This is a genomic window from Nereida sp. (assembly GCF_965655635.1).
GTDB lineage: Bacteria > Pseudomonadota > Alphaproteobacteria > Rhodobacterales > Rhodobacteraceae > Nereida.
Genome location: NZ_CBFHHE010000013.1, coordinates 1 through 22,847, shown reverse-complemented (window position 1 = coordinate 22,847; position 22,847 = coordinate 1). Strand labels below are relative to the sequence as shown.

Genomic DNA, 22,847 nt, shown 5'->3' with positions numbered 1-22,847 from the left:
CTTGTGGAGCAGCGCGTGCGAAGGCAGTTTAACGCCAACCACCTAAACGCGGAGCACGACCATGACCCACCATATTGGCGCACAAAAAGGCGACATTGCTGAAACTGTTTTGATGCCCGGTGATCCACTGCGCGCCAAATGGGCCGCTGAGACGTTTCTGGATGACGTGAAGTGTATCAACGAAATTCGCGGCATGCTTGGCTTTACAGGCATGTGGAAAGGCAATCGTGTAACGATCCACGGCTCGGGGATGGGGATGGCATCCCTATCGATCTATGCCCATGAGTTGATAAACGAATATGATGTGCAAAACCTGATCCGCATTGGTTCAACCGGATCAATGCAATATCACGTTGGTATCCGTGACGTTGTGATCGCGATGACCGCCTCATCCATTTCCACCCCGTCCGCAGGCGTCTTCAAGGAAGTTAACTTTGCCCCCTGCGCAGACTATGGGCTGTTGTCACAGGCAGTTACAGCCGCGAAGGCCAAAGGCTCTAACGTGCACGTAGGCAATATCTACTCGTCGGATGTTTTTTACGACGAGCGCCCTGATCTGACTGAAATGATGACACGCCATGGTATTCTGGCAGTCGAGATGGAAGCAGCCGAGCTTTACAACCTGGCGGCGCGGTTTGGCCGTAAGGCACTGGCTGTTATGACTGTGTCAGACCACCTGCTAACGGGCGATGCTATTCCTGCTGATGAACGCCAAAGCAGCTTTGGGGAAATGGTGGAAATCGCTCTTGAGGCTGCGTTTCCCAGTTAAAGCCAGGCTAGCCGCCACAAAGAAAAAGCCCCACCAATTGGCGGGGCTTTTTGATTATTTGCCTCAGTCTGAACGGACACCCTAGACCGTGCGCTCGACCATCATTTGCTTAATTGACGCAATGGCCTTCGCTGGGTTCAATCCCTTCGGGCAAGTCTTTGCACAGTTCATAATGGTGTGGCAGCGATACAGCTTGAACGGATCCTCAAGATCATCCAAGCGCTCGCCTGTAGCTTCATCGCGGCTATCAATTATCCAGCGATATGCGTGCAACAATGCTGCTGGCCCAAGGTATTTGTCGCCGTTCCACCAGTAAGACGGGCACGACGTTGAGCAGGACGCGCACATCACGCATTCGTAAAGACCATCCAACTTCTTGCGATCTTCAATCGACTGGCGCCACTCTTTTGCTGGGCGGTTCGTCTTTGTTTCGAGCCACGGCATAATGCTCGCGTGCTGCGCATAAAAATGCGTCAGGTCGGGGATCAAATCGCGGATAACAGGCATATGCGGCAGAGGGTAAATCTTGATGTCACCCTTAACTTCATCCGCACCGTAGATACACGCAAGGGTGTTAATGCCATCGATGTTCATCGCGCACGATCCACAGATGCCCTCGCGGCATGACCGGCGGAATGCAAGTGTCGGATCAATCTCGTTTTTGATCTTGATCAGAACATCCAGAACCATCGGTCCACAGGTGTCCATATCAACCCAATACGTATCAAGTGCCGGGTTTTTATCGTCGTCAGGCGACCAACGGTACACTTGGACTTTGCGCAGGTTGGTCACGCCTTCAGGCTTGGGCCAAGTCTTGCCTGCGGTCATGCGGCTGTTTTTGGGGAGGCGTAGTTGAACCATGGAATTTCTCCTTAGCCTTGAGTTGTCAGACCCGCTTCGGCGATACACTTGATCGCTTCGGGTCGTGTGAGAATGGTTTGAACCGTGTTCAGAGTGCTTTGACTGACTTGACCAATCGCGTCGCGGGTCAGTGACAGAATTTCACCAGATGATGCACTATCGATCACACAGTCAGAATAGGGTGTGATCTGGTTCTTCGGAATAAACGGCAACTGCGTTACGAGGACCTCATCCACAGCGGCTTTGGCCGTTGTGCGGGCCGCTTTATCAACGGCCTGCTCGGCTTTGTCACAAGCACCAAGGGCCAGCACCGCAGAAAGGCAAAGCGCAGCACGGATCATGCTAACGCTCCTGCCAATGAAGTTATCGCAAAACTGCGCGCCATTAGTAGACGCGTGCCTTTGGCGCGATTTTCTTCAGGTCGATGCCGCCGTCGTTGTGGCTGGTCAATGGGTTCAGGTGAACACCGCGATAGCCTAAGCCCGCTTTCATACCATCGAACCAAACGAGGCTGTGCTTGCGCCAGTTCTCATCATCACGGTCCGGATAATCTTCGTGAGCGTGTGCACCGCGTGATTCCTTACGCGCCTCAGCGGCCACAACGGTAGCAACTGCGTTTGGCAGTAGGTTACCAAGCTCAAGCGTTTCCATCAGGTCTGAGTTCCAAACCATTGATGTGTCCGTCACCTGAACATCACCCATACGTGCGGCGACGTCGTTCATCTTCTCAACACCCTCCGCCAGAGTTTTGTCTGTACGGAACACGGCTGCATCTGACTGCATTGTCTTTTGCATATCAAGACGAAGCTCAGCAGTTGGCACGTGACCTTTGGCATAACGCAACCCGTCAAAGCGACTGATCGCAGCTTCAACAGAACGTTGGTTCGGCGTCGGGACAGGTGTTTTTGGGTCAACAACTTCCGCCGCGCGGATCGCAGCGGCACGACCGAACACAACCAAGTCGATCAGTGAGTTTGAGCCCAAACGGTTTGCACCATGAACACTCGCACAACCTGCTTCACCAACGGCCATAAGGCCCGGTGCAACATTGTCAGGGTTATCTTTGGTCGGGGCAAGAACTTCACCCCAATAGTTCGTTGGAATGCCGCCCATGTTGTAGTGCACAGTTGGAAGCACTGGGATCGGCTCTTTGGTCAGGTCAACGCCTGCAAAAATCCGTGCGGATTCCGAAATACCGGGCAAGCGCAGATCAAGCGTTTCTTTGGGCAGGTGGTTCAGGTGGAGGTGGATATGATCACCTTCGGCCCCAACACCGCGGCCTTCACGAATTTCCATCGTCATGCAGCGCGAAACAACATCACGGCTGGCAAGATCTTTGTAAGTTGGTGCGTAACGCTCCATAAAGCGCTCGCCCTCGGAGTTGGTCAAATAACCACCCTCGCCGCGCGCACCTTCTGTGATGAGGCAACCTGCACCGTAGATACCGGTCGGGTGGAATTGAACAAATTCCATGTCCTGCAGAGGCAGACCAGCACGGGCAACCATACCACCGCCATCACCAGTACAGGTGTGGGCAGACGTTGCACTGAAATATGCGCGGCCATAACCGCCTGTGGCCAAAACGACCATCTTTGCGCTGAACAGGTGCAGCGTTCCGTCATCAAGCTTCCAGCACAAAACGCCCTGACACTGACCGTCATCGGACATGATCAAGTCGATTGCGAAGTATTCAATGTAGAACTCGGCATTGTTCTTCAGGCTTTGACCGTAAAGCGTGTGCAAAATCGCGTGACCAGTACGGTCCGCTGCAGCACAGGTACGCTGAACGGGTGGGCCTTCACCGAATTCGGTTGTGTGACCACCAAAGGGGCGTTGGTAAATTTTGCCTTCTTCGGTCCGTGAGAAAGGCACGCCGTAGTGCTCAAGCTCATAAACGGCCTTGGGTGCTTCGCGCGCCAGATACTCCATCGCATCCGTATCACCCAGCCAGTCAGATCCTTTGACGGTGTCATACATGTGCCACTGCCAGTTATCAGGACCCATGTTAGACAAGGACGCCGCGATGCCACCCTGCGCTGCAACTGTGTGCGAGCGGGTTGGGAAAACCTTGGTTACACAAGCCGTACGCAGGCCCTGCTCGGCCATACCAAGCGTTGCACGCAGGCCAGCGCCACCGGCGCCAACGACAACAACGTCATATTCATGTGTTTCGCAATCGTATGCAGTCATGAGTGTGCTCCGATATTACAGCGCGATGCGCGCGATTGAGAAAAGGGCGGTTCCAGCGGCCGCGTAGCTGAGGCAAATGACGCCAATGATTGTCAGCTTCTTCGCGGGGCCATGTACGTAGTCTTCGATAAGGGTCTGTGCGCCATTCTTAAAGTGCATCAAACTCACGGTTAATGTCAGTGCTGTTATAATAGCAGGGAAAGGTTTTGCAAAATATGCGACCATTTCGCCGTGGCTACTCCCGATTACGGGACCGACGGTGAAAACGAATAGTGGGACCAGCAAAAGCAGCGCCACAGAGGACACCATCATGGACCAATGATGCTCGGTGCCTGTCTTCGCAGCGCCAAGTCCAGCGGCACGTTTACTATCTGTCAAATAAGCCATGTCTGTGCGCTCCGATTAAACAACGAGGACGGTAATAAGGGTCAAAACAACTGATCCAACAAGGCAGACGATGCCCATCTTTTCAGCCTGCTCCACCTCAAGGCCGTATCCCATATCCCAGATAAGATGACGCAGGCCGGCCAGGGTGTGATACCAAAGGCCCAACACAGAAAGTGTCAACACAATGTCGCCAAACCAGCTGGTCAGAACACCGTCAGCATACGCAAAGTACTCCGGCGAAATAGCAGCGGACAAAAACCACCAAACGACAAGCAAAGTTGAGATCAAAAGTGCATTGCCAGTAATACGCGTCAAGATCGACGTCATTGACGTCAACTGAGGACGGTAAATTGCCAAATGCGGCGAAAGCGGGCGATTGCCACGGTTTACATCGGCCATAGGTGTTCCCTTCGTTGGCTTGCAATGCGCACCTTAATAAGGTCGCACGGCGGGGCTAACCCCTTTGTATCTCTTTTTGAATGTGAGTCACGCGCGCAGTTGGAGAAAAACTGCTTCGAATTGTCCTAATTCGCATCTTTTTCGAAAATTGTGATCACACATGAAAAAGCTGTGATCACAATTAAAGGCTCCTGCGCTCATATACGCCTAAGTCGGCATCAGCGCCCAATAATCCAGATCAAGCAGCACGTCTGGTCCATATTTTCCGTCGTCACCACGCAGAATTCCTGCATCACCCTTTGTCGCCACAAGCCTTAACCGGATCGCACCAACACCCTGCACGGCGGTTTGTGCGGTGTCCAAAACCTCGGACCACGCACGTAGTGTATCGCCTGCAAAACACGGGTTCGCATGAGCACCAGAATTAATCCCAACTATAATTTGCGCATTTGCCAGTCCGTTAAATGACAAAGCCCGCGCCATTGAGATGACGTGACCGCCGTAAATCAACCGCTTGCCATCTGGCCGGTTGGTGGCGTCAAAATGAACCTTCGCGGTGTTTTGCCAGAGACGCGTTGCAAGCATATGCTCAGCTTCTTCAACGGTGACCCCATCAACGTGATCAATGATCTCACCAACGGCATAATCACCAAGCCGGTGCGCTTCACCAGCCAGTTCCGCGTCGTAGACGCTGAAATCAAGCCCAGCTGGTACGTTCAACTCGCTCGCTGGGACCACATTACTCAGTTCGGGTATGACTACCTGCGGCGCGGGTGCATCAAGGTCATTTTTGCGCACCATGACCCAACGTACGTATTCCAGCACAACATCATCATGCTGGTTCAAGCCGCGTGTACGAACCCAGACCACACCAGTTTTGCCGTTGGAATTTTGCTTAACGCCGATCACCTCTGATGCAGATCGCAGCGTATCACCAGCCCAAACAGGCTTCAAAAAACGTGCCTCCGCATACCCCAAATTTGCGACTGCATTCAAAGAGACATCAGGTACGGTTTTGCCAAAGACCGTATGAAAAACGATCATGTCATCGATAGGGCTACCGCGCAGCCCGCACGATTGTGCAAACTGATCAGAGGAATAAATTGCGTGACGCGCAGGGTAGAGCGCGTGGTAAAGTGCGCGCTCCCCCCCAGATAACGTTCGAGGCACCGCATGACGGATCACATCACCAACCGCATAGTCTTCAAAAAAGCGGCCCGCGTTTGTTTTGTTTAAGGTCATGTAAGTGCCTTTCTGATCTTAATGTTCGCCAAGCTTTGTGTCGCGTGTGTATGTGCCCTCAACTTCTTTAGTCACAGCCTGACCACACCGCATTACTCCGTTTGCGGTATCCCATGCTTGGGTCGGGCCGCCGTAAAGCTCCCATCCTTTATTCAAGGCATCCGTCACCTTGTGGCAGAAGTCAGACGTGTCATCTTCGGATAAAAATCGATACAGTTTCATAGCTTTCACCTTCAATTAAACGAACGGGTTCACACCCAGCCAGATGTGAATAGCCGCAACAAGGCTATAAAGAACTACCGTAATCACGAAGAGAGTAATTTCCTTTTTTACTGGTGCTTGAGCAGGCACGTCCCACGGCCCTTCTGCGCGATTAATCAAAGCCATGGCGCCAAAGGCCCATGCCAGTAGTCCACCGAACAACACCAAAGATGCCGCGTCACCATTGACCAACAAATGCGCCACCGCCCAGATCGCCACTGCAGTAAGTTGTGGATGGCGAAGTTTCGTACCGAGCCAGACTTTCGCGGGCTTTGCGGCAGACGCCCCAAAAACATAAAACGCTGCAATCATGACGAGGTTGTTTACACCGCGCGCCCACTCCGGTGGCATGTAGACAGGAATGAAGTCGGCCGTTCGATAGCCGAAAATGATCAATAGCAAGCTTGCGCCCAAAGCCGCAGTTATCAAAAGGCGTCCTTTATCGCCCAGTCCTGCCCGCACTGCAGGCGCTAACCGTTTAAAGAAGTGCGCAGCACTCCACAAAATGACACCTGCGATCAGAAGACCCATTGTTTAATCCTTCATTGCCTCAATGGCGTGCGCTTTTGCAAGTGTCGCGCGCGCCGTTACGATATGAAGGTTTTCTACGATCTTTCCGTCCACAACAGCAACACCCTGCCCATCTCTCTCGGCCTGTTCAAACGCTTCAATTTGGCGCTTCGACAAATCAATTTCGGCCTCTGACGGTGCGAAAGCCGTATTAGCGACCTCTAGCTGCGCAGGATGAATCAAGGTTTTGCCCTCAAATCCCATGTCACGACCTTGGTCACATTCTACCTTTAGGCCCGCATCATCCTTAAAGGCATTGTAAACCCCATCGACAATCGTGACCCCGTGGGCGCGCGCTGCAAGCAAGCACATCTGCAGCGACGTAAGCAGCGGTTCACGATCTGGCCGGTGGCGCGTATTGAGATCTTTTGCCAAATCGTTAGTGCCCATAACCATCCCCTTAAGGCGGGGATGGGCGGCAATTTCAGCAGCATTAAGAATGCCCAAAGGTGTTTCCATCATCGCCCAAATCGGCAAAGTCGTTAATGCCGCAATGGCATCTACATCGGCGGCGGAATTAACTTTGGGAAGCAGAACCGCATCTGCGTTCACAACACTCAAAACATCCTCACGGCCCCAAGTGGTATCAAGCCCGTTCACACGTACAATCCGCAAGCGCGCGCCATAATCGGCTGTCGGAAGTGTTTCGGCCAGCAAAGTACGCGCCGGCACTTTTCCGTCGATGGCGACTGCGTCCTCAAGATCGAAAATGATCGCGTCGCACGCCAAACCTTTGGCCTTTTCAAGGGCGCGCTCTTTTGACGCCGGAATATAAAGGACGGAACGGACGGGGCGCTGAGACATCTTCTTACCTCGATTGAGTAATTATCTTGCGCAGACATCGCATTATTCATGCGATGATTACAAGCGCGAATTGCTGCGATGCAGCGGTTGACCCAAGTTAACCAAATAAAAAGGTTAGTGTGGGATATGTGGCGCGTGTTTGTTTACGAGGAATTTTGGTATGAATTTATTGCTAGCCGCAATGACGTTAGCTACGTCCAGTCAACATTTGGCCCAATGCGGAAACCGGGCGACAATTGTGGATAACCTTTCCACGAAATATGGCGAGACAAGACAACCTGTTGGCCTTGGCGATGATAACGCTTTGGTCGAGATATTTGCCTCAAACGCCACGGGCAGCTGGACCATTACTGTAACTAAAGCGGGCGGCCCCACCTGCCTTGTTGCCTCGGGCCGTGCATTTGAAAAGACAGATCGGCTAAGCGTGACCGGCAAAAGCATTTAGGTTAGTGCGTCCCAGATCAGCTTGCTGCCGGTAATGACCAACAAAACATAGGTCAGCGTAAAAAACGCGCGCTCAGAGATAATGCGATGCGCCCGAACACCAAGCCACGCCCCGATCAACGCAAACGGCGCGAGCAGCAGGTCAATGTAAAGGGTTTGCCACGTAAACACGCCGAGAATGGCGTAAGGAAGCGATTTGAGCGCATTGATCGCCCAGAATGTGAGAACTGTGGTCGCTTGATATGTCATTTTATCGAGCCGTTGCGCAAGCAAATACACAGCCACGGGAGGCCCGCCTGCGTGACTAACAAAGCTTGTGAAGCCTGCGACACAGCCAGATAAAACTCCGGCCCACCCCGGATATGCCTTTTCACGGCTTGGGATAAGGTTGCGCGCCTTGGCCAACTGAAACGCGACAAACAATAATGAAACCGCGCCGATCAAAAAGCGAAACACATCAGCGTCTGCCACCTGATACAACCAAATCGCCACAGCGATACCCGGTAAGCTGCCGATAATAAGACGACGGGCTTTTTGCCAATCCCATTTCCCCCAATAAGCCCGAAGTGCCGCGACATCGATAAGCATCAACAACGGCAACATGATTCCAAGCGCCATCGCCGGATCAAGCACAAGCGCGAGAATCGATGCAGCCGCAAAGGCCGCACCCGAGCCAAATCCGGCTTTTGAAATCCCCGCAAAGATCACCGCAGGTACCGCGAGAGCGAAAAACGAAAAAGTCAGATCCATCGCGGCTAAGCCTTTGAAAATTGTTGCATTGCCAGTTCTTTACGTCAGCGCAGGTCAGCTCAGCAAGGGGGCGCATCCATCCAAAACCTTGCAAGCAACATACTTTGGGTCTAGGCACCGCCCTTGAAACACGACCCCCATAACTCACCTGACCGGAGATACTCACATGGCCAGACCTAAAATTGCCCTTATCGGCGCTGGACAAATTGGCGGCACGCTCGCTCACCTCGTAGCGCTGAAAGAGCTTGGCGATGTTGTTCTGTTCGACATTGCTGATGGTACACCACAAGGCAAAGCGCTCGATATTGCTGAAGCTGGTCCGTCCGAAGGTTTTGACGCCACAATGAAGGGCACGACTGACTATGCCGACATCGCAGGCGCTGATGTTTGCATCGTAACAGCTGGTGTACCGCGCAAGCCTGGCATGAGCCGTGATGATCTTTTGGGTATCAACTTGAAAGTAATGAAGTCTGTTGGTGAAGGCATTGCAGCCCACGCACCAAACGCCTTTGTTATCTGCATCACCAACCCGCTTGATGCGATGGTTTGGGCACTTCGTGAATTCTCTGGTCTGCCCCACAACAAAGTATGCGGCATGGCTGGCGTTCTGGACAGCGCGCGCTTCCGTCACTTCCTGAGCCTCGAGTTCAACGTCTCTATGAAAGACGTCACAGCGTTCGTTCTGGGCGGCCACGGCGACACAATGGTTCCGCTGGTACGCTACTCAACTGTTGCAGGCATCCCTCTCCCCGATTTGATCGACATGGGTTGGACGACACAAGAAAAGATGGACGCGATCGTTCAACGCACACGTGATGGTGGCGCAGAGATCGTTGGCTTGCTTGGAAACGGTTCTGCTTTCTACGCACCTGCCACATCAGCGATTGAAATGGCCGAAGCTTACCTGAAAGACCAAAAACGTGTTCTGCCATGTGCAGCATACGTTGACGGCAACTACGGCCTTGATGGGTTCTACGTCGGTGTTCCAACAGTGATCGGCGCCGAAGGTGTTGAGCGCGTCGTCGAGATCAAGATGAACAAAGACGAGCAAGATATGTTCGACAAGTCGATCAACGCAGTGAAAGGCCTCGTGTCTGCCTGTAAAGAGATTGATAACTCACTGGCTTAAACCACTAATTAGACAGTCTTTAAGGCGCTCCATTTTGGGGCGCCTTTTTATATTCAAGATTCGCTGAAGTGTGAATCCAGTCACAGAAATCGCATCAGCCCCTAAATTTGTGATCACACATTTTTCAGGTGTGATCACAAATGTCGCTTTTTTCCCGATCTGCGCAAAAAGTTACTCTTATTTAAACTCGCTTCGTGCTTAGAGTGCTCTAATTGCAGCCAAACGGGACATATTTTCCATGAATATCCACGAATATCAGGCCAAAGCCTTGTTGCGCACTTACGGTGCCCCAGTGAGCGATGGCCGTGCCGTTCTCAAAGCCGAAGACGCAAAAACAGCCGCAGGTGAAATGGACGGCCCGCTTTGGGTTGTAAAAGCACAAATTCACGCAGGCGGACGCGGCAAAGGTAAATTTATCGAAGCCGACGCTGGCGAAGCTGGCGGTGTACGTTTGGCAAAATCTGCTGAAGAAGCAGCACAAGAAGCAAAACGCATGTTGGGCCGGACATTGGTGACACACCAAACTGGTCCTGCGGGTAAGCAAGTAAACCGCATCTACATCGAAGACGGTTCGGGCATTGAAACAGAAATGTATCTTGCCCTGCTCGTCGACCGCCAAACAAGTCGCGTATCATTCGTGTGCTCAACCGAAGGCGGCATGGACATTGAGGAAGTTGCAGCAGCGACCCCTGAAAAAATCCTGTCGTTCAGCGTTGATCCTGCAACAGGTTTCCAAGCGTATCACGGTCGCCGTATTGCCTTCACACTCGGCCTTACAGGTCAGCAGGTTAAGCAGTGCGTCAAATTGATGGGCCAGCTTTACACAGCCTTCATGGAAAAAGACATGGAGATGCTCGAGATCAACCCGCTGATCGTAACTGATACCGGTGACCTTAAGGTGCTTGATGCCAAGGTCAGCTTTGACGGCAATGCGATCTACCGCCACGCTGATATTGCGGCACTTCGTGATGAAACTGAAGAAGACCCTAAAGAACTTGCCGCGTCCAAGTTTGACCTCAACTACATCGCACTCGACGGTGAAATCGGTTGTATGGTTAACGGCGCTGGTCTTGCGATGGCAACGATGGACATCATCAAGCTTTACGGCGCAGAGCCTGCAAACTTCCTCGACGTAGGTGGCGGCGCTACCCAAGAGAAAGTTACAGAAGCGTTCAAGATCATCACATCTGACCCGAACGTCAAAGGCATCTTGGTCAACATCTTCGGAGGCATCATGCGCTGCGATGTTATCGCGGAAGGCGTTGTTGCAGCCGTGAAAGAAGTTGGCCTGAAAGTGCCGCTGGTTGTGCGTCTTGAAGGAACCAACGTCGAGCAAGGCAAGGCGATCATCAACAACTCAGACGTTGATGTGATTGCTGCTGACGACCTCAAAGATGGTGCTCAGAAAATCGTTAAGGCGGTGAAGGGCTAAGGCCCTCGCCCATTCGCAACCTCTTCGCGCCCGAGGCGACACCGCCCGCGCACAACATTTAAGGAGACGCAAAATGGCCGTCCTTATTAACGAAAACACAAAAGTCATCTGTCAGGGTTTGACCGGCAGCCAAGGTACTTTCCACTCCGAGCAGGCAATTGCTTACGGCACCAAAATGGTTGGTGGCGTGACACCCGGCAAAGGTGGTCAGTCGCATCTTGATCTGCCAATCTTCAACTCTGTGCACGAAGCAATGCACGTCACGGAAGCAAATGCATCCGTGATCTATGTGCCGCCCCCCTTTGCGGCAGACAGTATTTTGGAAGCAATTGACGCCAATATGCCACTGATCGTTTGCATCACCGAAGGCATTCCTGTGCTTGATATGATGCGCGTCAAACGTGCCCTTGAGGGATCAACATCACGTCTTGTTGGCCCGAACTGCCCTGGTGTGATCACTCCGGACGCTTGCAAAATCGGCATCATGCCCGGCCATATCCACCGCCGCGGCAGCGTGGGTGTGGTGTCACGCTCTGGCACGCTCACATATGAAGCCGTGAAGCAAACAACCGATATGGGCCTTGGCCAATCTACGGCTGTTGGCATCGGTGGTGACCCCATCAAAGGGACCGAGCACATCGACGTGCTGGACATGTTCCTTGATGACGATGAGACGCACTCAATCATCATGATCGGTGAAATCGGCGGTACAGCCGAGGAAGAAGCAGCCGAATTCCTCGCAGAGCAACGCAAGAAAGGCCGCTGGAAACCAACTGCTGGCTTTATTGCTGGCCGCACGGCACCTCCCGGCCGTCGCATGGGCCACGCCGGCGCGATTGTTGCTGGTGGCCAAGGTGATGCAGAAAGCAAAATCGAAGCAATGAAATCTGCGGGTATCATCGTTGCGGACAGCCCCGCGACTTTGGGCGAAGCTGTTAAAGAAGCCATTGGCTAACACCTAACGGGCGCGGCACCTCCCTGCCGCGCCCCCTCCTTTTTTTCGCTCGTCCTTCCTTGCCATGAGGCCAAACACATGACCGACCACCCCGCGAATGATCAATTCCATGCATCCTCGTTTATGCAGGGGCATAATGCGGAATATCTCGAGCAGCTTTACGCTCAATATGCCAACGATCCCAATGCAGTGGACGAAGCGTGGCAGGAATTCTTTCGCGCACTTGGCGACGCGGAACTTGATGTAAAGGCTGAAGCAAGCGGACCATCATGGGCACGTGCAGACTGGCCCCCCATGCCGCATGATGATCTGACCTCTGCGATCACGGGTGAGTATCCAGCGCCGGCCGAAGCAAAAACAGCCGCTAAGAAAATAACAGACAAAGCCGCCGACGCGGGTTTTGAAGTAAGCAATGACGCCATCCAGCGCGCAGTTTTAGACAGCATTCGCGCGCTCATGCTGATCCGTGCCTACCGTATTCGCGGCCACCTTGCTGCTGATCTTGATCCGCTCGGCATGCGTGAGACAACCGCGCACCCAGAGCTTGACCCAAAATCCTACGGCTTCACTGACGCCGATATGGACCGCCCGATTTTCATCGACAACGTTCTTGGTCTGCAAATCGCAACTATGCGTCAGATCGTTGATATCGTGAAGCGGACCTACTGCGGCACTTTTGCGCTGCAGTATATGCACATTTCAAACCCCGAAGAATCGAGCTGGCTAAAAGAGCGCATCGAGGGTCTGGGCAAAGAAATCCAGTTCACCCGTGAAGGCCGTAAAGCGATTCTCAACAAGTTGGTTGAGGCAGAAGGCTTTGAGAAGTTTCTGCATGTAAAATACATGGGCACCAAGCGGTTCGGACTTGATGGCGGTGAAAGCTTGATCCCAGCGATGGAGCAAATCATCAAGCGCGGCGGCCAACTGGGTCTACGCGAGATCATCGTTGGAATGCCCCACCGTGGCCGTTTGTCTGTTTTGGCAAATGTCATGAGCAAACCTTACCGCGCCATTTTCAACGAATTCCAAGGCGGCAGCTTCAAGCCGGAGGACGTCGACGGTTCAGGTGACGTTAAGTATCACCTTGGCGCATCATCAGACCGATCCTTTGACGGCAATGACGTACACTTGTCACTGACCGCAAACCCCTCGCACCTTGAAGCCGTGAACCCAGTTGTTTTAGGCAAAGTGCGCGCCAAGCAGGACCAACTGAACGACACAGACCGCACAGCCGTGATGGGCATCTTGCTGCACGGTGATGCAGCATTCGCCGGTCAGGGTGTTGTAGCCGAAGGATTTGGGCTTTCTGGTCTGCGCGGCCACCGCACAGGCGGCACAATGCACATCGTTGTGAATAACCAGATTGGTTTCACAACTGCGCCGCACTTTAGCCGCTCATCGCCGTACCCCACTGACATCGCGTTGATGGTTGAAGCGCCGATTTTCCATGTGAACGGCGACGACCCAGAGGCCGTGGTCCACGCCGCGAAAGTGGCAACTGAGTTCCGCCAGAAGTTCCACAAAGACGTGGTCCTAGATATTATTTGCTATCGCCGGTTCGGACACAACGAGGGCGACGAGCCCATGTTCACAAACCCGCTGATGTACAAAAAGATCAAAAAGCAAAAGACAACTCTGACGCTTTATACGGATCGTTTGGTAAAAGACGGCCTCATCCCCGAAGGCGAAATCGAGGATATGAAAGCTGCATTCCAGTCCATGCTCAACACTGAGTTTGAGGCCGGTAAAGACTTTAAACCGAACAAAGCAGATTGGCTTGATGGCCGCTGGTCGCACCTCGATCGTCGCGACGGTGATGACTATCAGCGCGGCACTACAGGCATCGCGGATGAGACTTTTGATGAAGTAGCAAACGCGCTGACACACGCGCCCGAGGGTTATCCGCTTCATAAGACAGTTCAGCGTATGCTGGATGCTAAAGAGAAGGCACTTGGTGCAGGCAAAGGCATTGATTGGGCAACTGGTGAAGCGCTTGCGTTTGGCTCTTTGCTGACCGAAGGCTTCCCTGTTCGTTTGTCCGGCCAAGACAGCACACGTGGCACATTCAGCCACCGCCACTCTGGCTTGATCAACCAAGATACCGAAGATCGCTACTACCCGCTAAACAACATTCGCGAGGGCCAATCACAGTACGAAGTGATCGACTCGATGCTGTCTGAATACGCAGTGCTTGGCTTTGAATACGGCTACTCTTTGGCGGAGCCTAACGCGCTGACACTTTGGGAAGCACAATTCGGCGATTTCGCCAACGGTGCCCAGATCATGTTCGATCAGTTTATCAGCTCTGGCGAAAGCAAGTGGCTGCGGATGTCTGGCCTCGTTATGTTGTTGCCACACGGCTATGAAGGCCAAGGCCCCGAGCACTCCTCGGCGCGTCTTGAGCGGTTCTTACAGATGTGCGGCGGTGATAACTGGATCGTGGCAAACTGTACCACACCCGCCAACTATTTCCACATACTGCGCCGTCAGCTGCACCGCGACTTCCGCAAACCACTGGTGATGATGACGCCGAAATCCCTGTTGCGCCACAAAATGGCTGTCAGCACACGCGAGGACTTTACGAGCGGATCATCCTTCCACCGCGTTCTTTGGGATGATGCTCAGCAAGGCAACTCTGAGCTGACGCTGGCCACTGACGATAAGATCAAGCGCGTGGTGATGTGTTCAGGCAAGGTCTACTTTGACCTGCTCGAAGAACGCGACGCGCGCGGTCTTGATGATGTGTATCTGTTGCGCATCGAACAGTTCTATCCGTTCCCCGCGATGTCGCTGGTCAAAGAACTGGAGCGCTTCAAAGGTGCTGACATGGTTTGGTGTCAAGAAGAGCCCAAGAACCAAGGCGCATGGTCATTCATCGAACCCAACATTGAGTGGGTGCTTGACCGGATTGGCGCCAAATCAAAACGTCCGGCCTATGTTGGCCGCGCAACATCCGCATCGCCAGCCACAGGTTTGGCAAGCGCGCACAAAGCACAACAGGCCGCCCTTGTGGACGAAGCCCTGACGATCAAAGGAAAGAAATAATGACCGAAGTTCGTGTTCCTACACTGGGTGAATCAGTCACCGAAGCAACTGTTGCTACCTGGTTCAAAAAACCGGGCGATACGGTGGCCGTTGACGAAATGCTGTGCGAGCTGGAAACAGACAAAGTGACCGTCGAAGTCCCAAGCCCCGCTGCGGGCACATTGTCTGAGATCGTGGCACCTGAAGGTGAAACCGTTGGCGTCGATGCCTTGTTGGCCCAAATTAGTGCTGGCGATGCCAAGCCATCGGGCGATACGGACGCCCCAAAGGCGGACGCTGCACCCAAGGCCGACGCAGGTAACGCCGCACAGGCCGTTGACGTCATGGTGCCCACATTGGGTGAAAGCGTGACCGAAGCGACTGTGTCGACATGGTTCAAAAAAGTGGGCGACACTGTCGCGCAAGACGAGATGCTGTGTGAGCTGGAAACAGACAAAGTCAGCGTCGAAGTTCCAAGCCCTGCCGCGGGTGTGTTGTCAGAAATCATCGCAACCGAAGGCACGACTGTGGATGCAACAGCGAAACTTGCCGTGATCGGCGGCGCCTCAGGTGCTGCTTCAACTGCGCCCGCAGCCAAAGCCGAAGCGTCTCCTGCGCTAGCCGCATCTGGCAAAGACGTTGAAGACGCGCCCTCTGCCAAGAAACTGATGGCCGAAAAAGGCATGTCTGCCGACCAAGTGACCGGCTCAGGCCGCGACGGACGCATTATGAAAGAAGATGTTATGAAAGCAATCGCATCTGCACCAGCTGCCACTGCGGCCGCTCCATCCGCGCCACGCGCACCGGTTTCAGCAGACGACGCATCCCGCGAAGAACGCGTGAAGATGACACGCCTTCGTCAGACCATCGCAAAGCGTTTGAAAGACAGCCAGAACACCGCCGCGATGCTGACCACCTACAACGAGGTCGACATGACCGAGGTGATGGCGCTGCGCAACGAATACAAAGACCTGTTCTTGAAAAAGCACGGTGTGAAACTTGGCTTTATGTCGTTCTTCACCAAAGCTTGTATCCACGCTCTGCGCGAAGTTCCCGAAGTGAACGCGGAAATTGACGGCACAGACATCGTCTACAAAAACTTCGTCCACATGGGCATTGCTGCAGGCACGCCAACTGGTTTGGTCGTACCCGTTATCCGCGATGCAGACGCCATGAGCTTTGCAGGCATCGAGAAAGCGATTGCTGAAAAAGGGGCGCGCGCCCGTGACGGCAAGCTGAGCATGGCCGAAATGCAAGGTGGCACGTTCACCATCTCGAACGGTGGTGTCTATGGCTCGCTGATGTCCTCGCCCATCTTGAACCCCCCACAATCAGGCATCTTGGGCATGCACAAGATCCAAGACCGCCCAATGGCGATTAACGGTCAAGTGGTGATCCGTCCGATGATGTATCTGGCGTTATCCTACGATCACCGTATCGTTGATGGCAAAGGGGCGGTGACGTTCCTCGTGCGCGTCAAAGAAGCGCTGGAAGACCCACGCCGCTTGCTGATGGATTTGTAATCCCTGACGTGGCCCGCAGATCGCTTTTGACCACGCGGGCCGCTTCGACACTTGCTGCAATTAAAGGCATGACAAAATGACTACAGAGATTTACGTCCTTACCCTCGCGGCCCTTTTGCAAGTTGTTCAGTTCACGCTTTATTCAATCACCGCGCAAATGCAGGTCGGCACAAAAGCCGCCATGTCACCGCGCGACAAGAAAGTTGAACTGCAAGGCACCGCAGGGCGTCTACAACGCGCCATGAACAACCACTTCGAAGGGTTGATCATGTTCACCATCGCTGTGGTGGTCGTGACCCTCTCGGATCAATCCAGCCCATTCACCGAAGCCTGCGCTCATATCTATCTGATCGCCCGCCTGCTCTATGTGCCTGCCTATGTTCAAGGCCTTGTGCCGTGGCGCAGCTACATCTGGGTGGTTGGTTTTGGCGCAACTGTTGCGATGCTAATCGCTGCCCTCATTTAATACCAAGGAGACCCCCATGGCCAACTATGACGTCATCGTAATCGGCAGCGGCCCCGGCGGCTATGTCTGTGCAGTCCGCTGTGCCCAATTGGGCCTCAAAACCGCTGTTGTTGAAGGCCGCGATACGCTTGGCGGCACGTGCCTCAACGTTGGCTGCATCCCGTCAAAGGCCCTGCTGCACGCGTCACATATGCTGCACGAAGCAGAGCACAACTTTGCAGCCATGGGCCTTAAGGGCAAAGCACCTTCCGTAGATTGGAAGCAGATGCAGTCCTACAAAAGCGACACGATCGAAACCAACACCAAAGGCATCGAGTTCTTGTTCAAAAAGAACAAAATCGATTGGCTCAAAGGCTGGGGCAGCATTCCTGCAGCCGGTCAGGTAAAAGTTGGTGACGAGGTGCACAGCGCCAAAAACATCATCATTGCGTCAGGCTCCGTACCATCGGCGCTGCCCGGTATCGAAGTTGACCAAAAGATCGTTGTGGACAGCACAGGCGCGCTTGAACTGCCCAAAATCCCGAAAAAGCTTGTTGTGATTGGCGCAGGTGTCATCGGGCTTGAGTTGGGCTCTGTTTACGCCCGCCTTGGCGCAGAAGTTGAAGTTGTTGAGTTCCTTGACGTCATCACACCCGGCATGGACGCCGAGGTTCAGCGCACCTTCCAAAAGCTGCTGACCAAGCAGGGCATCTCCTTCACACTGGGTGCCGCCGTTCAAGGTGTTGAGGTCAAAGGCAACAAGGCGAAAGTCACTTACAAATCCCGCAAAGACGATACCGAAACAACAATCGACGCGGATACAGTACTTGTGGCAACGGGCCGCAAGCCGTTCACCGATGGTTTGGGGCTCGAAGCGCTCGGCGTTGAAATGAGTGACCGTGGCCAGATCAAAACGAACGCCAACTACGCCACCAATGTAGCAGGCATCTATGCAATTGGGGACGCCATCGAAGGCCCGATGCTTGCGCACAAAGCAGAAGATGAAGGCATGGCAGTCGCAGAAGGGCTCGCAGGTCAGCACCCGCACGTGAACTACAACGTCATCCCAGGCGTCATTTACACCCACCCTGAAGTGGCTTCAGTTGGCGAAACCGAAGAGAGCCTGAAAGAGCAAGGGCGCAGCTACAAAGCGGGCAAGTTCAGCTTCATGGGCAACGGTCGTGCAAAAGCAAACTTTGCAGCCGACGGCTTTGTGAAAATTCTGGCTGATGCACAAACAGATCGCATTTTGGGCGCGCACATCATTGGGCCAATGGCCGGTGATTTGTTGCACGAAATTTGTGTAGCCATGGAATTTGGTGCGGCAGCAGAAGACCTTGCGCGTACCTGCCACGCACACCCAACCTACTCTGAAGCGGTGCGCGAAGCGGCACTTGCTTGTGGCGACGGCGCGATCCACGCCTAATCCTTAGCCAGATATTATTTTGGAAAAGCGGGCGTCTTAGGGGGCCCGCTTTTTTCGTTCTTGGGCCTATTGCTTGAGCATCCGCAAACCGCTTGTAACATCTGAGCGAAGCGCAATACGCAAGCCCGGGTCATCACCGGCTTTTAGAGCCGCCAGAATAAGCCTGTGATTGCGCGGGCTTTCTGTGCGGCGCAACCGGCCATAGAGCTTGCGCATTGTTGGCCCCAATTGCAGCCAAACCGTCTCAGCCAGTGCGAGCATCGCAGGGGCTTGTGCGCGCAAGTAAAGCGTGCGGTGAAATTCAAGGTTGTGCTTAAGGTACCCAACCGCATCCGAACGGGCGATGACCTGATCAATCTGTCCATTGATCGCCTCAAGCCGCTCAATAAGCGCCATATGCGCCCGCGGCAGTGCACGGCTGGCTAACTCTGGCTCCAACAGCGCACGAATGGCTGCAAGCTCCTCAATCCGCTCATTGCTCAGCTCTGGCGTCGTAATCCGACCTGACGATGACAAAGACAGCGCGCCTTCTGCTACCAAGCGGCGCATTGCCTCACGCACAGGCGTCATGGACATCTCGTATTCTTTGCCAACCCCGCGCAAGGTCAACGCTTGGCCGGGCAACAACTCACCATGCATGATGCGCGTTCTCAGCGAGCGGTAGAGACGGTCATGGGCCGCAGTGGGGGACGCATCTTGGCGGGTTTGTATCAACATATGCCATTTGTGATCACAAAGTTAGCCTTCGTCAATCATGCAAATCGGTATCGGTGCAATGCAGTGCCCTCGGTGCGCAACCATGTCCGCTCGGCCTTGTAAGGACCGAAGAGTTCCTCGCAAACCCGCCAGAACCGCTCGGAATGGTTCATCTGAGCAAGATGCGCCACTTCATGCGCAGCGACGTATGACAACACATTCGGCGGCGCCATCACCAAGCGCCAACTGAAATTCAAATTCCCTGTGGACGAGCATGATCCCCAACGTGATCTAGTATCACGCAACGTAATGCGGCCGAACGGCTTACCCAAGGCGGTCGCAAATTGCTCAACTTCGCGGTGCAGGACCAGCCGCGCCTGCGCCTTGAGATACCCCTGCACACGCGCACCCGCCGTTTCATCGCGTCCAGGCACCTGCAATTGGGTACCCTGAATACTAATTCTACGGCCTTGCCCCTGAACGATCTCAAAAAGTTGACCGCCAAGCGGGACTTGCGCACCCATTCCGACGATTTGCTCAATCGGTTGGCCCGCCAATTGGTGCCGCAACCAACTTTCTTTTTCGCGCAGAAAAGCCAGTGCTTCACGCTCAGGCGCGCGTGTCGGCACCGTCAGGCTGACTTTGCCATCCAATCGAGAGACCCGAAGTGACAGCCGCCGTGCCTGCGCAGAACGCCGTAAATGGACCCGCACAACAGGATCACCTTCCAAAACAAGTATCGTCATTGCCTGAATTCTGCCTATCCTAGCCACATTGCGACGGAATCACTTTGACAGAGCCGCCTGAGTATGGCACCTGCCAGCGATACACATCGCAAGCGATGCCATTAGGGCGTGCCTGTGAGATAGTTTCAACCCTCGATTACCCAAGGGATCCGATATGCCTAAGGACGAATGGGGCGTCAAACGCCTTTGCCCAACCACCGGTAAACGCTTCTACGATCTTGGCCGTACGCCAATCGTGAGCCCATACACGGGTGAAGAAGTTACCGTTGACGCCAACAAAAACCGCACAATGGTCGCCGACAAAGCTGATCCAGCAGCCGCAAAAGCTGAAGACACAGAGGCAGACGGCGAAGAGCTCGTACTCGATGACGAGGATGATCTCGAAGTCGATCTGGGCGATGATGTGCTCGACGATGATGACGACGAAGACAACGTTTCTTTGGACGAAATCGCCGATGTTGCTGCCGAAGGCGACGACGACAATTAATTAGCGAATGTGGGGGGTGTTTTTCTCTTGAACTCCCCTCACCACGCGGCTACTTAGCCGCACCAAAGGGCCCTTAGCTCAGCTGGGAGAGCGCCTGCATGGCATGCAGGAGGTCAGCGGTTCGATCCCGCTAGGGTCCACCATCTTCCTTTTATGATACTGCGCACGGCTTTTGAGGCGACCATAAAGTGGTCTGGCTTCAGCCTAGTCATAAATGAGGTCGGTAATCGTCGCCGTGTTGAACAAACGCGCTCTGGCAGACCAACTTATGCTGCCGCCAGCTTCCCCTCTGTACCCCAAAAGCGCATTATATGCCGTGAACGATGAACACTGCCCCCATAGGAGCCCCACCATGATTGAACGAATTGAAACAGGCGAACGCTCGTCCAAAATCGTGAAGCACAACGGTGTGGCGTATCTAACCGGTCAGGTTGCCGAGGGCGACACAATCCAAGAGCAAGTACGCGCATGCCTAGAGAAAATCGACGCGCTGTTGATCAAAGCAGGTTCGTCGCGCAACGATATGCTGCGTGTCACGATCTGGCTGGCCGACATGAGTGATTTCGCGGGTCTTAACGAAGTATGGAACGCTTGGGTCCCCGCGGGCCATGCACCGACACGCGCGTGCGGTGAAGCCAAGCTTGCGCGTCCTGAGCTAAAGGTTGAGTTCATCGTTGACGCGGCCTACGCCTAGAGCCGCGCTTCGATCAGTAAGGCCAGCCTTGGCATAAATATACCAAGGTTACTGCACTTCTGCGAAATACTCTGTCAGTGTCTCGATGTGCTTTGGCCCGACTTCACAACAACCGCCAATGATTGTTGCACCCGTTGCGGCCCAGCCTTTTGCAAACGTCAAATACGCGTCTGGACCCAAGTCCGTGCGCGCTTCTAACAAATCAACTGTTGCGTTGATCGAATTAAAATCTGCATGAATTTTAGTGAACCCGTTTGCGTAGGCTCCAACTTCGAAATCATGACCGACCAAACTGCTCAGACCGTCTGAAACCGCCTCGGGTGATGAGCAATTGATCAAGACCGCTTCAGGGCAATACTCTTTGAGAAGCGGCAACACATCTGCCAAAGGTTCCCCAGAGCGTAGCAAGCGTCCGTCATCATCATTGACTGAGAACGCGACCCAAATGGGCAATCCAGTAACCTGTGCCCCCATCAACCCGCCGCGCGCCTGATCAATAGAAGACATCGTTTCCAGCAGGTGAAAGTCCACATAATTTGCGTGCAATCTCGCAAGGTCCGCATAAACCTCGGCCGCCTGTTCCGCAGGTGGGCATTTGTCCGGTTGGTATGAAAACCCTTGCGGCCCCAACGATCCTGCAACCAGCCCCGCCCCATGCGCATCCCGTGCAGCCACAGCCATTTCGCAGGCCGTTCTGGTCATAGGGATCAATTGATCCCCTAACCCTTTGGGCAGCAGACGATCTGGCAGTATTGAATAGGTATTCGTCGTAGCAATTGACGCACCGGCGGCAAAATACTCGTCATGCACCTCACGGACCATCTGCGGCGCATCCAACAGCGCCTGCATCGACCAAAGGTCTGTTGCCTGCGCGGCACGTTTGACAAGTTCCTGCCCCATACCGCCATCAAGAATAATCATGTTTTCTTACTCCAGCGGCCATGAGCCGGTGATACAATGTGGATCGTTTTGACCTTAAGTAGCCTGCGCCGCGTGCCCTGCAAGTCTGGGGCGAACGACTTAGCTTGGCACAGCGCTGGTTGTGGGCCTTCTGATTTGAGAAAATGCGACTAAACATTTTCTTTCCTCATCCCATAAATGCAACCGCGCTTGGGCAAAGCTCTCGCGTATGGTCAGCCGGTTCACAGTCCCCAAAGCAGGGCATTCGACCAATACTTGCGGCAACCGATAGAATGGAATGCGGCTGTAAAGATGGTGAATGTGATGAATCCCGATATTTGCGGTGAGCCATTGCAGCACAGGCGGCAACACATAGTGAGAGCTTCCGTGAAAAGCTGCGTCGTGCAAATCCCAATCGGGTGTTTCTTCCCAATACGTGTTCTCGAATTGATGCTGCACGTAAAATAGCCAAACACCAATGGTCGCCGCCACCAATGTGGTTGGCACAAAGATCAACAAGATTGGCTGCAGACCCTTGAAGTATATGATCGCGCCAAGCGCACAGAAAATAGCAACATTTGTCAGCATCGCGCTTACCCAAAAGCGCGCTTGTGACATAAAGCCCAAAGGCAGACGGTTTTGGAGAAAAAACAAATAACCTGGCCCCAAACCAAACATCACAATCGGATTTCGGTAGGCTCGATACTTTAACC

The 22,847-nt window shown here is 53.7% G+C and carries 25 protein-coding genes and 1 tRNA gene; 12 read left to right on the top strand and 14 right to left on the bottom strand.

The window, feature by feature from the left end; genetic code table 11:
- The first annotated feature begins 61 nt into the window (after window positions 1-61).
- Entirely contained in the window at window positions 62-769 is a 708-nt protein-coding gene (deoD, locus tag ACTF5M_RS06095) for a purine-nucleoside phosphorylase (RefSeq protein WP_438960166.1), read from the top strand.
- An 81-nt stretch (window positions 770-850) separates the two neighbouring features.
- On the opposite strand, the gene ACTF5M_RS06090 is transcribed toward deoD, so the two are convergent.
- The 9 genes from ACTF5M_RS06090 to ACTF5M_RS06050 form a co-directional block, all read right to left on the bottom strand.
- On the bottom strand, window positions 851-1,630 hold the full coding sequence (locus ACTF5M_RS06090; protein WP_048599247.1) for a succinate dehydrogenase iron-sulfur subunit: 780 nt from the start codon (window positions 1,628-1,630) through the stop codon (window positions 851-853).
- Between the two features lie 11 nt (window positions 1,631-1,641).
- Complete coding sequence (locus ACTF5M_RS06085) at window positions 1,642-1,971, bottom strand: hypothetical protein (protein WP_438960165.1); 330 nt, start codon at window positions 1,969-1,971, stop codon at window positions 1,642-1,644.
- Window positions 1,972-2,014: 43 nt separating this feature from the next.
- Window positions 2,015-3,820, bottom strand: coding sequence for a succinate dehydrogenase flavoprotein subunit (gene sdhA / locus ACTF5M_RS06080; RefSeq protein WP_438960164.1), 1,806 nt, complete (start codon window positions 3,818-3,820; stop codon window positions 2,015-2,017).
- 15 nt (window positions 3,821-3,835) lie between these two features.
- On the bottom strand, window positions 3,836-4,207 hold the full coding sequence (gene sdhD / locus ACTF5M_RS06075; RefSeq protein WP_438960163.1) for a succinate dehydrogenase, hydrophobic membrane anchor protein: 372 nt from the start codon (window positions 4,205-4,207) through the stop codon (window positions 3,836-3,838).
- Between the two features lie 15 nt (window positions 4,208-4,222).
- Window positions 4,223-4,606: a succinate dehydrogenase, cytochrome b556 subunit gene (sdhC, locus tag ACTF5M_RS06070; protein ID WP_048599243.1), complete on the bottom strand. Its 384-nt coding sequence runs from the start codon at window positions 4,604-4,606 to the stop codon at window positions 4,223-4,225.
- Between the two features lie 207 nt (window positions 4,607-4,813).
- Window positions 4,814-5,848 carry a MaoC family dehydratase gene (locus ACTF5M_RS06065; protein WP_438960162.1) on the bottom strand — a complete coding sequence of 345 codons (1,035 nt, stop codon included), beginning with the start codon at window positions 5,846-5,848 and terminating at the stop codon, window positions 4,814-4,816.
- Between the two features lie 18 nt (window positions 5,849-5,866).
- Complete coding sequence (locus ACTF5M_RS06060; protein WP_438960161.1) at window positions 5,867-6,070, bottom strand: DUF1737 domain-containing protein; 204 nt, start codon at window positions 6,068-6,070, stop codon at window positions 5,867-5,869.
- Window positions 6,071-6,085: 15 nt separating this feature from the next.
- Complete coding sequence (locus ACTF5M_RS06055) at window positions 6,086-6,640, bottom strand: NnrU family protein (RefSeq protein WP_438960160.1); 555 nt, start codon at window positions 6,638-6,640, stop codon at window positions 6,086-6,088.
- Window positions 6,641-6,643: 3 nt separating this feature from the next.
- On the bottom strand, window positions 6,644-7,483 hold the full coding sequence (locus tag ACTF5M_RS06050) for an HpcH/HpaI aldolase/citrate lyase family protein (protein WP_438960159.1): 840 nt from the start codon (window positions 7,481-7,483) through the stop codon (window positions 6,644-6,646).
- Window positions 7,484-7,721: 238 nt separating this feature from the next.
- On the opposite strand from ACTF5M_RS06050, the gene ACTF5M_RS06045 reads away from it, so the two are divergent.
- The gene (locus tag ACTF5M_RS06045) at window positions 7,722-7,928 is read left to right on the top strand and encodes a hypothetical protein (RefSeq protein WP_438960158.1); all 207 of its coding nucleotides are present in this window, start codon (window positions 7,722-7,724) and stop codon (window positions 7,926-7,928) included.
- On the opposite strand, the gene ACTF5M_RS06040 is transcribed toward ACTF5M_RS06045, so the two are convergent.
- Entirely contained in the window at window positions 7,925-8,677 is a 753-nt protein-coding gene (locus ACTF5M_RS06040; RefSeq protein ID WP_438960157.1) for a sulfite exporter TauE/SafE family protein, read from the bottom strand. The two genes, ACTF5M_RS06045 and ACTF5M_RS06040, sit on opposite strands and share 4 nt — an antisense overlap.
- 166 nt (window positions 8,678-8,843) lie before the next feature.
- Between ACTF5M_RS06040 and mdh the strand changes: the two genes are divergently transcribed.
- The 7 genes from mdh to lpdA all read left to right on the top strand — a co-directional run bounded on the left by mdh (window position 8,844) and on the right by lpdA (window position 18,611).
- On the top strand, window positions 8,844-9,806 hold the full coding sequence (gene mdh / locus ACTF5M_RS06035; protein ID WP_334066393.1) for a malate dehydrogenase: 963 nt from the start codon (window positions 8,844-8,846) through the stop codon (window positions 9,804-9,806).
- A gap of 238 nt (window positions 9,807-10,044) precedes the next feature.
- A complete protein-coding gene (gene sucC / locus ACTF5M_RS06030; RefSeq protein ID WP_438960156.1) occupies window positions 10,045-11,238 on the top strand; it encodes an ADP-forming succinate--CoA ligase subunit beta in 1,194 nt (397 codons plus the stop codon).
- Window positions 11,239-11,311: 73 nt separating this feature from the next.
- On the top strand, window positions 11,312-12,193 hold the full coding sequence (gene sucD, locus ACTF5M_RS06025) for a succinate--CoA ligase subunit alpha (protein ID WP_048599234.1): 882 nt from the start codon (window positions 11,312-11,314) through the stop codon (window positions 12,191-12,193).
- 78 nt (window positions 12,194-12,271) lie between these two features.
- Window positions 12,272-15,238: a 2-oxoglutarate dehydrogenase E1 component gene (locus ACTF5M_RS06020; RefSeq protein WP_438960155.1), complete on the top strand. Its 2,967-nt coding sequence runs from the start codon at window positions 12,272-12,274 to the stop codon at window positions 15,236-15,238.
- A complete protein-coding gene (odhB, locus tag ACTF5M_RS06015) occupies window positions 15,235-16,740 on the top strand; it encodes a 2-oxoglutarate dehydrogenase complex dihydrolipoyllysine-residue succinyltransferase (RefSeq protein ID WP_438960204.1) in 1,506 nt (501 codons plus the stop codon). The genes ACTF5M_RS06020 and odhB overlap by 4 nt, the downstream gene beginning before the upstream one ends.
- Before the next feature lie 76 nt (window positions 16,741-16,816).
- Entirely contained in the window at window positions 16,817-17,206 is a 390-nt protein-coding gene (locus ACTF5M_RS06010; protein WP_048599231.1) for an MAPEG family protein, read from the top strand.
- A gap of 16 nt (window positions 17,207-17,222) precedes the next feature.
- Entirely contained in the window at window positions 17,223-18,611 is a 1,389-nt protein-coding gene (gene lpdA / locus ACTF5M_RS06005; protein WP_438960154.1) for a dihydrolipoyl dehydrogenase, read from the top strand.
- 66 nt (window positions 18,612-18,677) lie between these two features.
- Here lpdA and ACTF5M_RS06000 read toward each other — a convergent pair whose 3' ends face one another.
- The gene (locus ACTF5M_RS06000; RefSeq protein ID WP_048599229.1) at window positions 18,678-19,328 is read right to left on the bottom strand and encodes a GntR family transcriptional regulator; all 651 of its coding nucleotides are present in this window, start codon (window positions 19,326-19,328) and stop codon (window positions 18,678-18,680) included.
- A 35-nt stretch (window positions 19,329-19,363) separates the two neighbouring features.
- Window positions 19,364-20,053, bottom strand: a complete 690-nt coding sequence (locus tag ACTF5M_RS05995; protein ID WP_438960153.1) for a M48 family metallopeptidase — start codon at window positions 20,051-20,053, stop codon at window positions 19,364-19,366.
- Between the two features lie 154 nt (window positions 20,054-20,207).
- Between ACTF5M_RS05995 and ACTF5M_RS05990 the strand changes: the two genes are divergently transcribed.
- The 3 genes from ACTF5M_RS05990 (at window position 20,208) to ACTF5M_RS05980 (ending at window position 21,234) form a co-directional block, all read left to right on the top strand.
- Entirely contained in the window at window positions 20,208-20,540 is a 333-nt protein-coding gene (locus ACTF5M_RS05990) for a TIGR02300 family protein (protein ID WP_438960152.1), read from the top strand.
- 67 nt (window positions 20,541-20,607) lie between these two features.
- Window positions 20,608-20,683, top strand: a tRNA-Ala gene (locus ACTF5M_RS05985).
- Window positions 20,684-20,892: 209 nt separating this feature from the next.
- Entirely contained in the window at window positions 20,893-21,234 is a 342-nt protein-coding gene (locus ACTF5M_RS05980) for a RidA family protein (RefSeq protein ID WP_341245800.1), read from the top strand.
- 48 nt (window positions 21,235-21,282) lie between these two features.
- On the opposite strand, the gene ACTF5M_RS05975 is transcribed toward ACTF5M_RS05980, so the two are convergent.
- Both ACTF5M_RS05975 and ACTF5M_RS05970 read right to left on the bottom strand, forming a co-directional pair.
- Window positions 21,283-22,155, bottom strand: a complete 873-nt coding sequence (locus tag ACTF5M_RS05975) for a homocysteine S-methyltransferase family protein (protein WP_438960151.1) — start codon at window positions 22,153-22,155, stop codon at window positions 21,283-21,285.
- Window positions 22,156-22,254: 99 nt separating this feature from the next.
- A partial coding sequence (locus tag ACTF5M_RS05970; RefSeq protein WP_438960150.1) for a fatty acid desaturase occupies window positions 22,255-22,847 on the bottom strand: 593 nt, incomplete at its 5' end.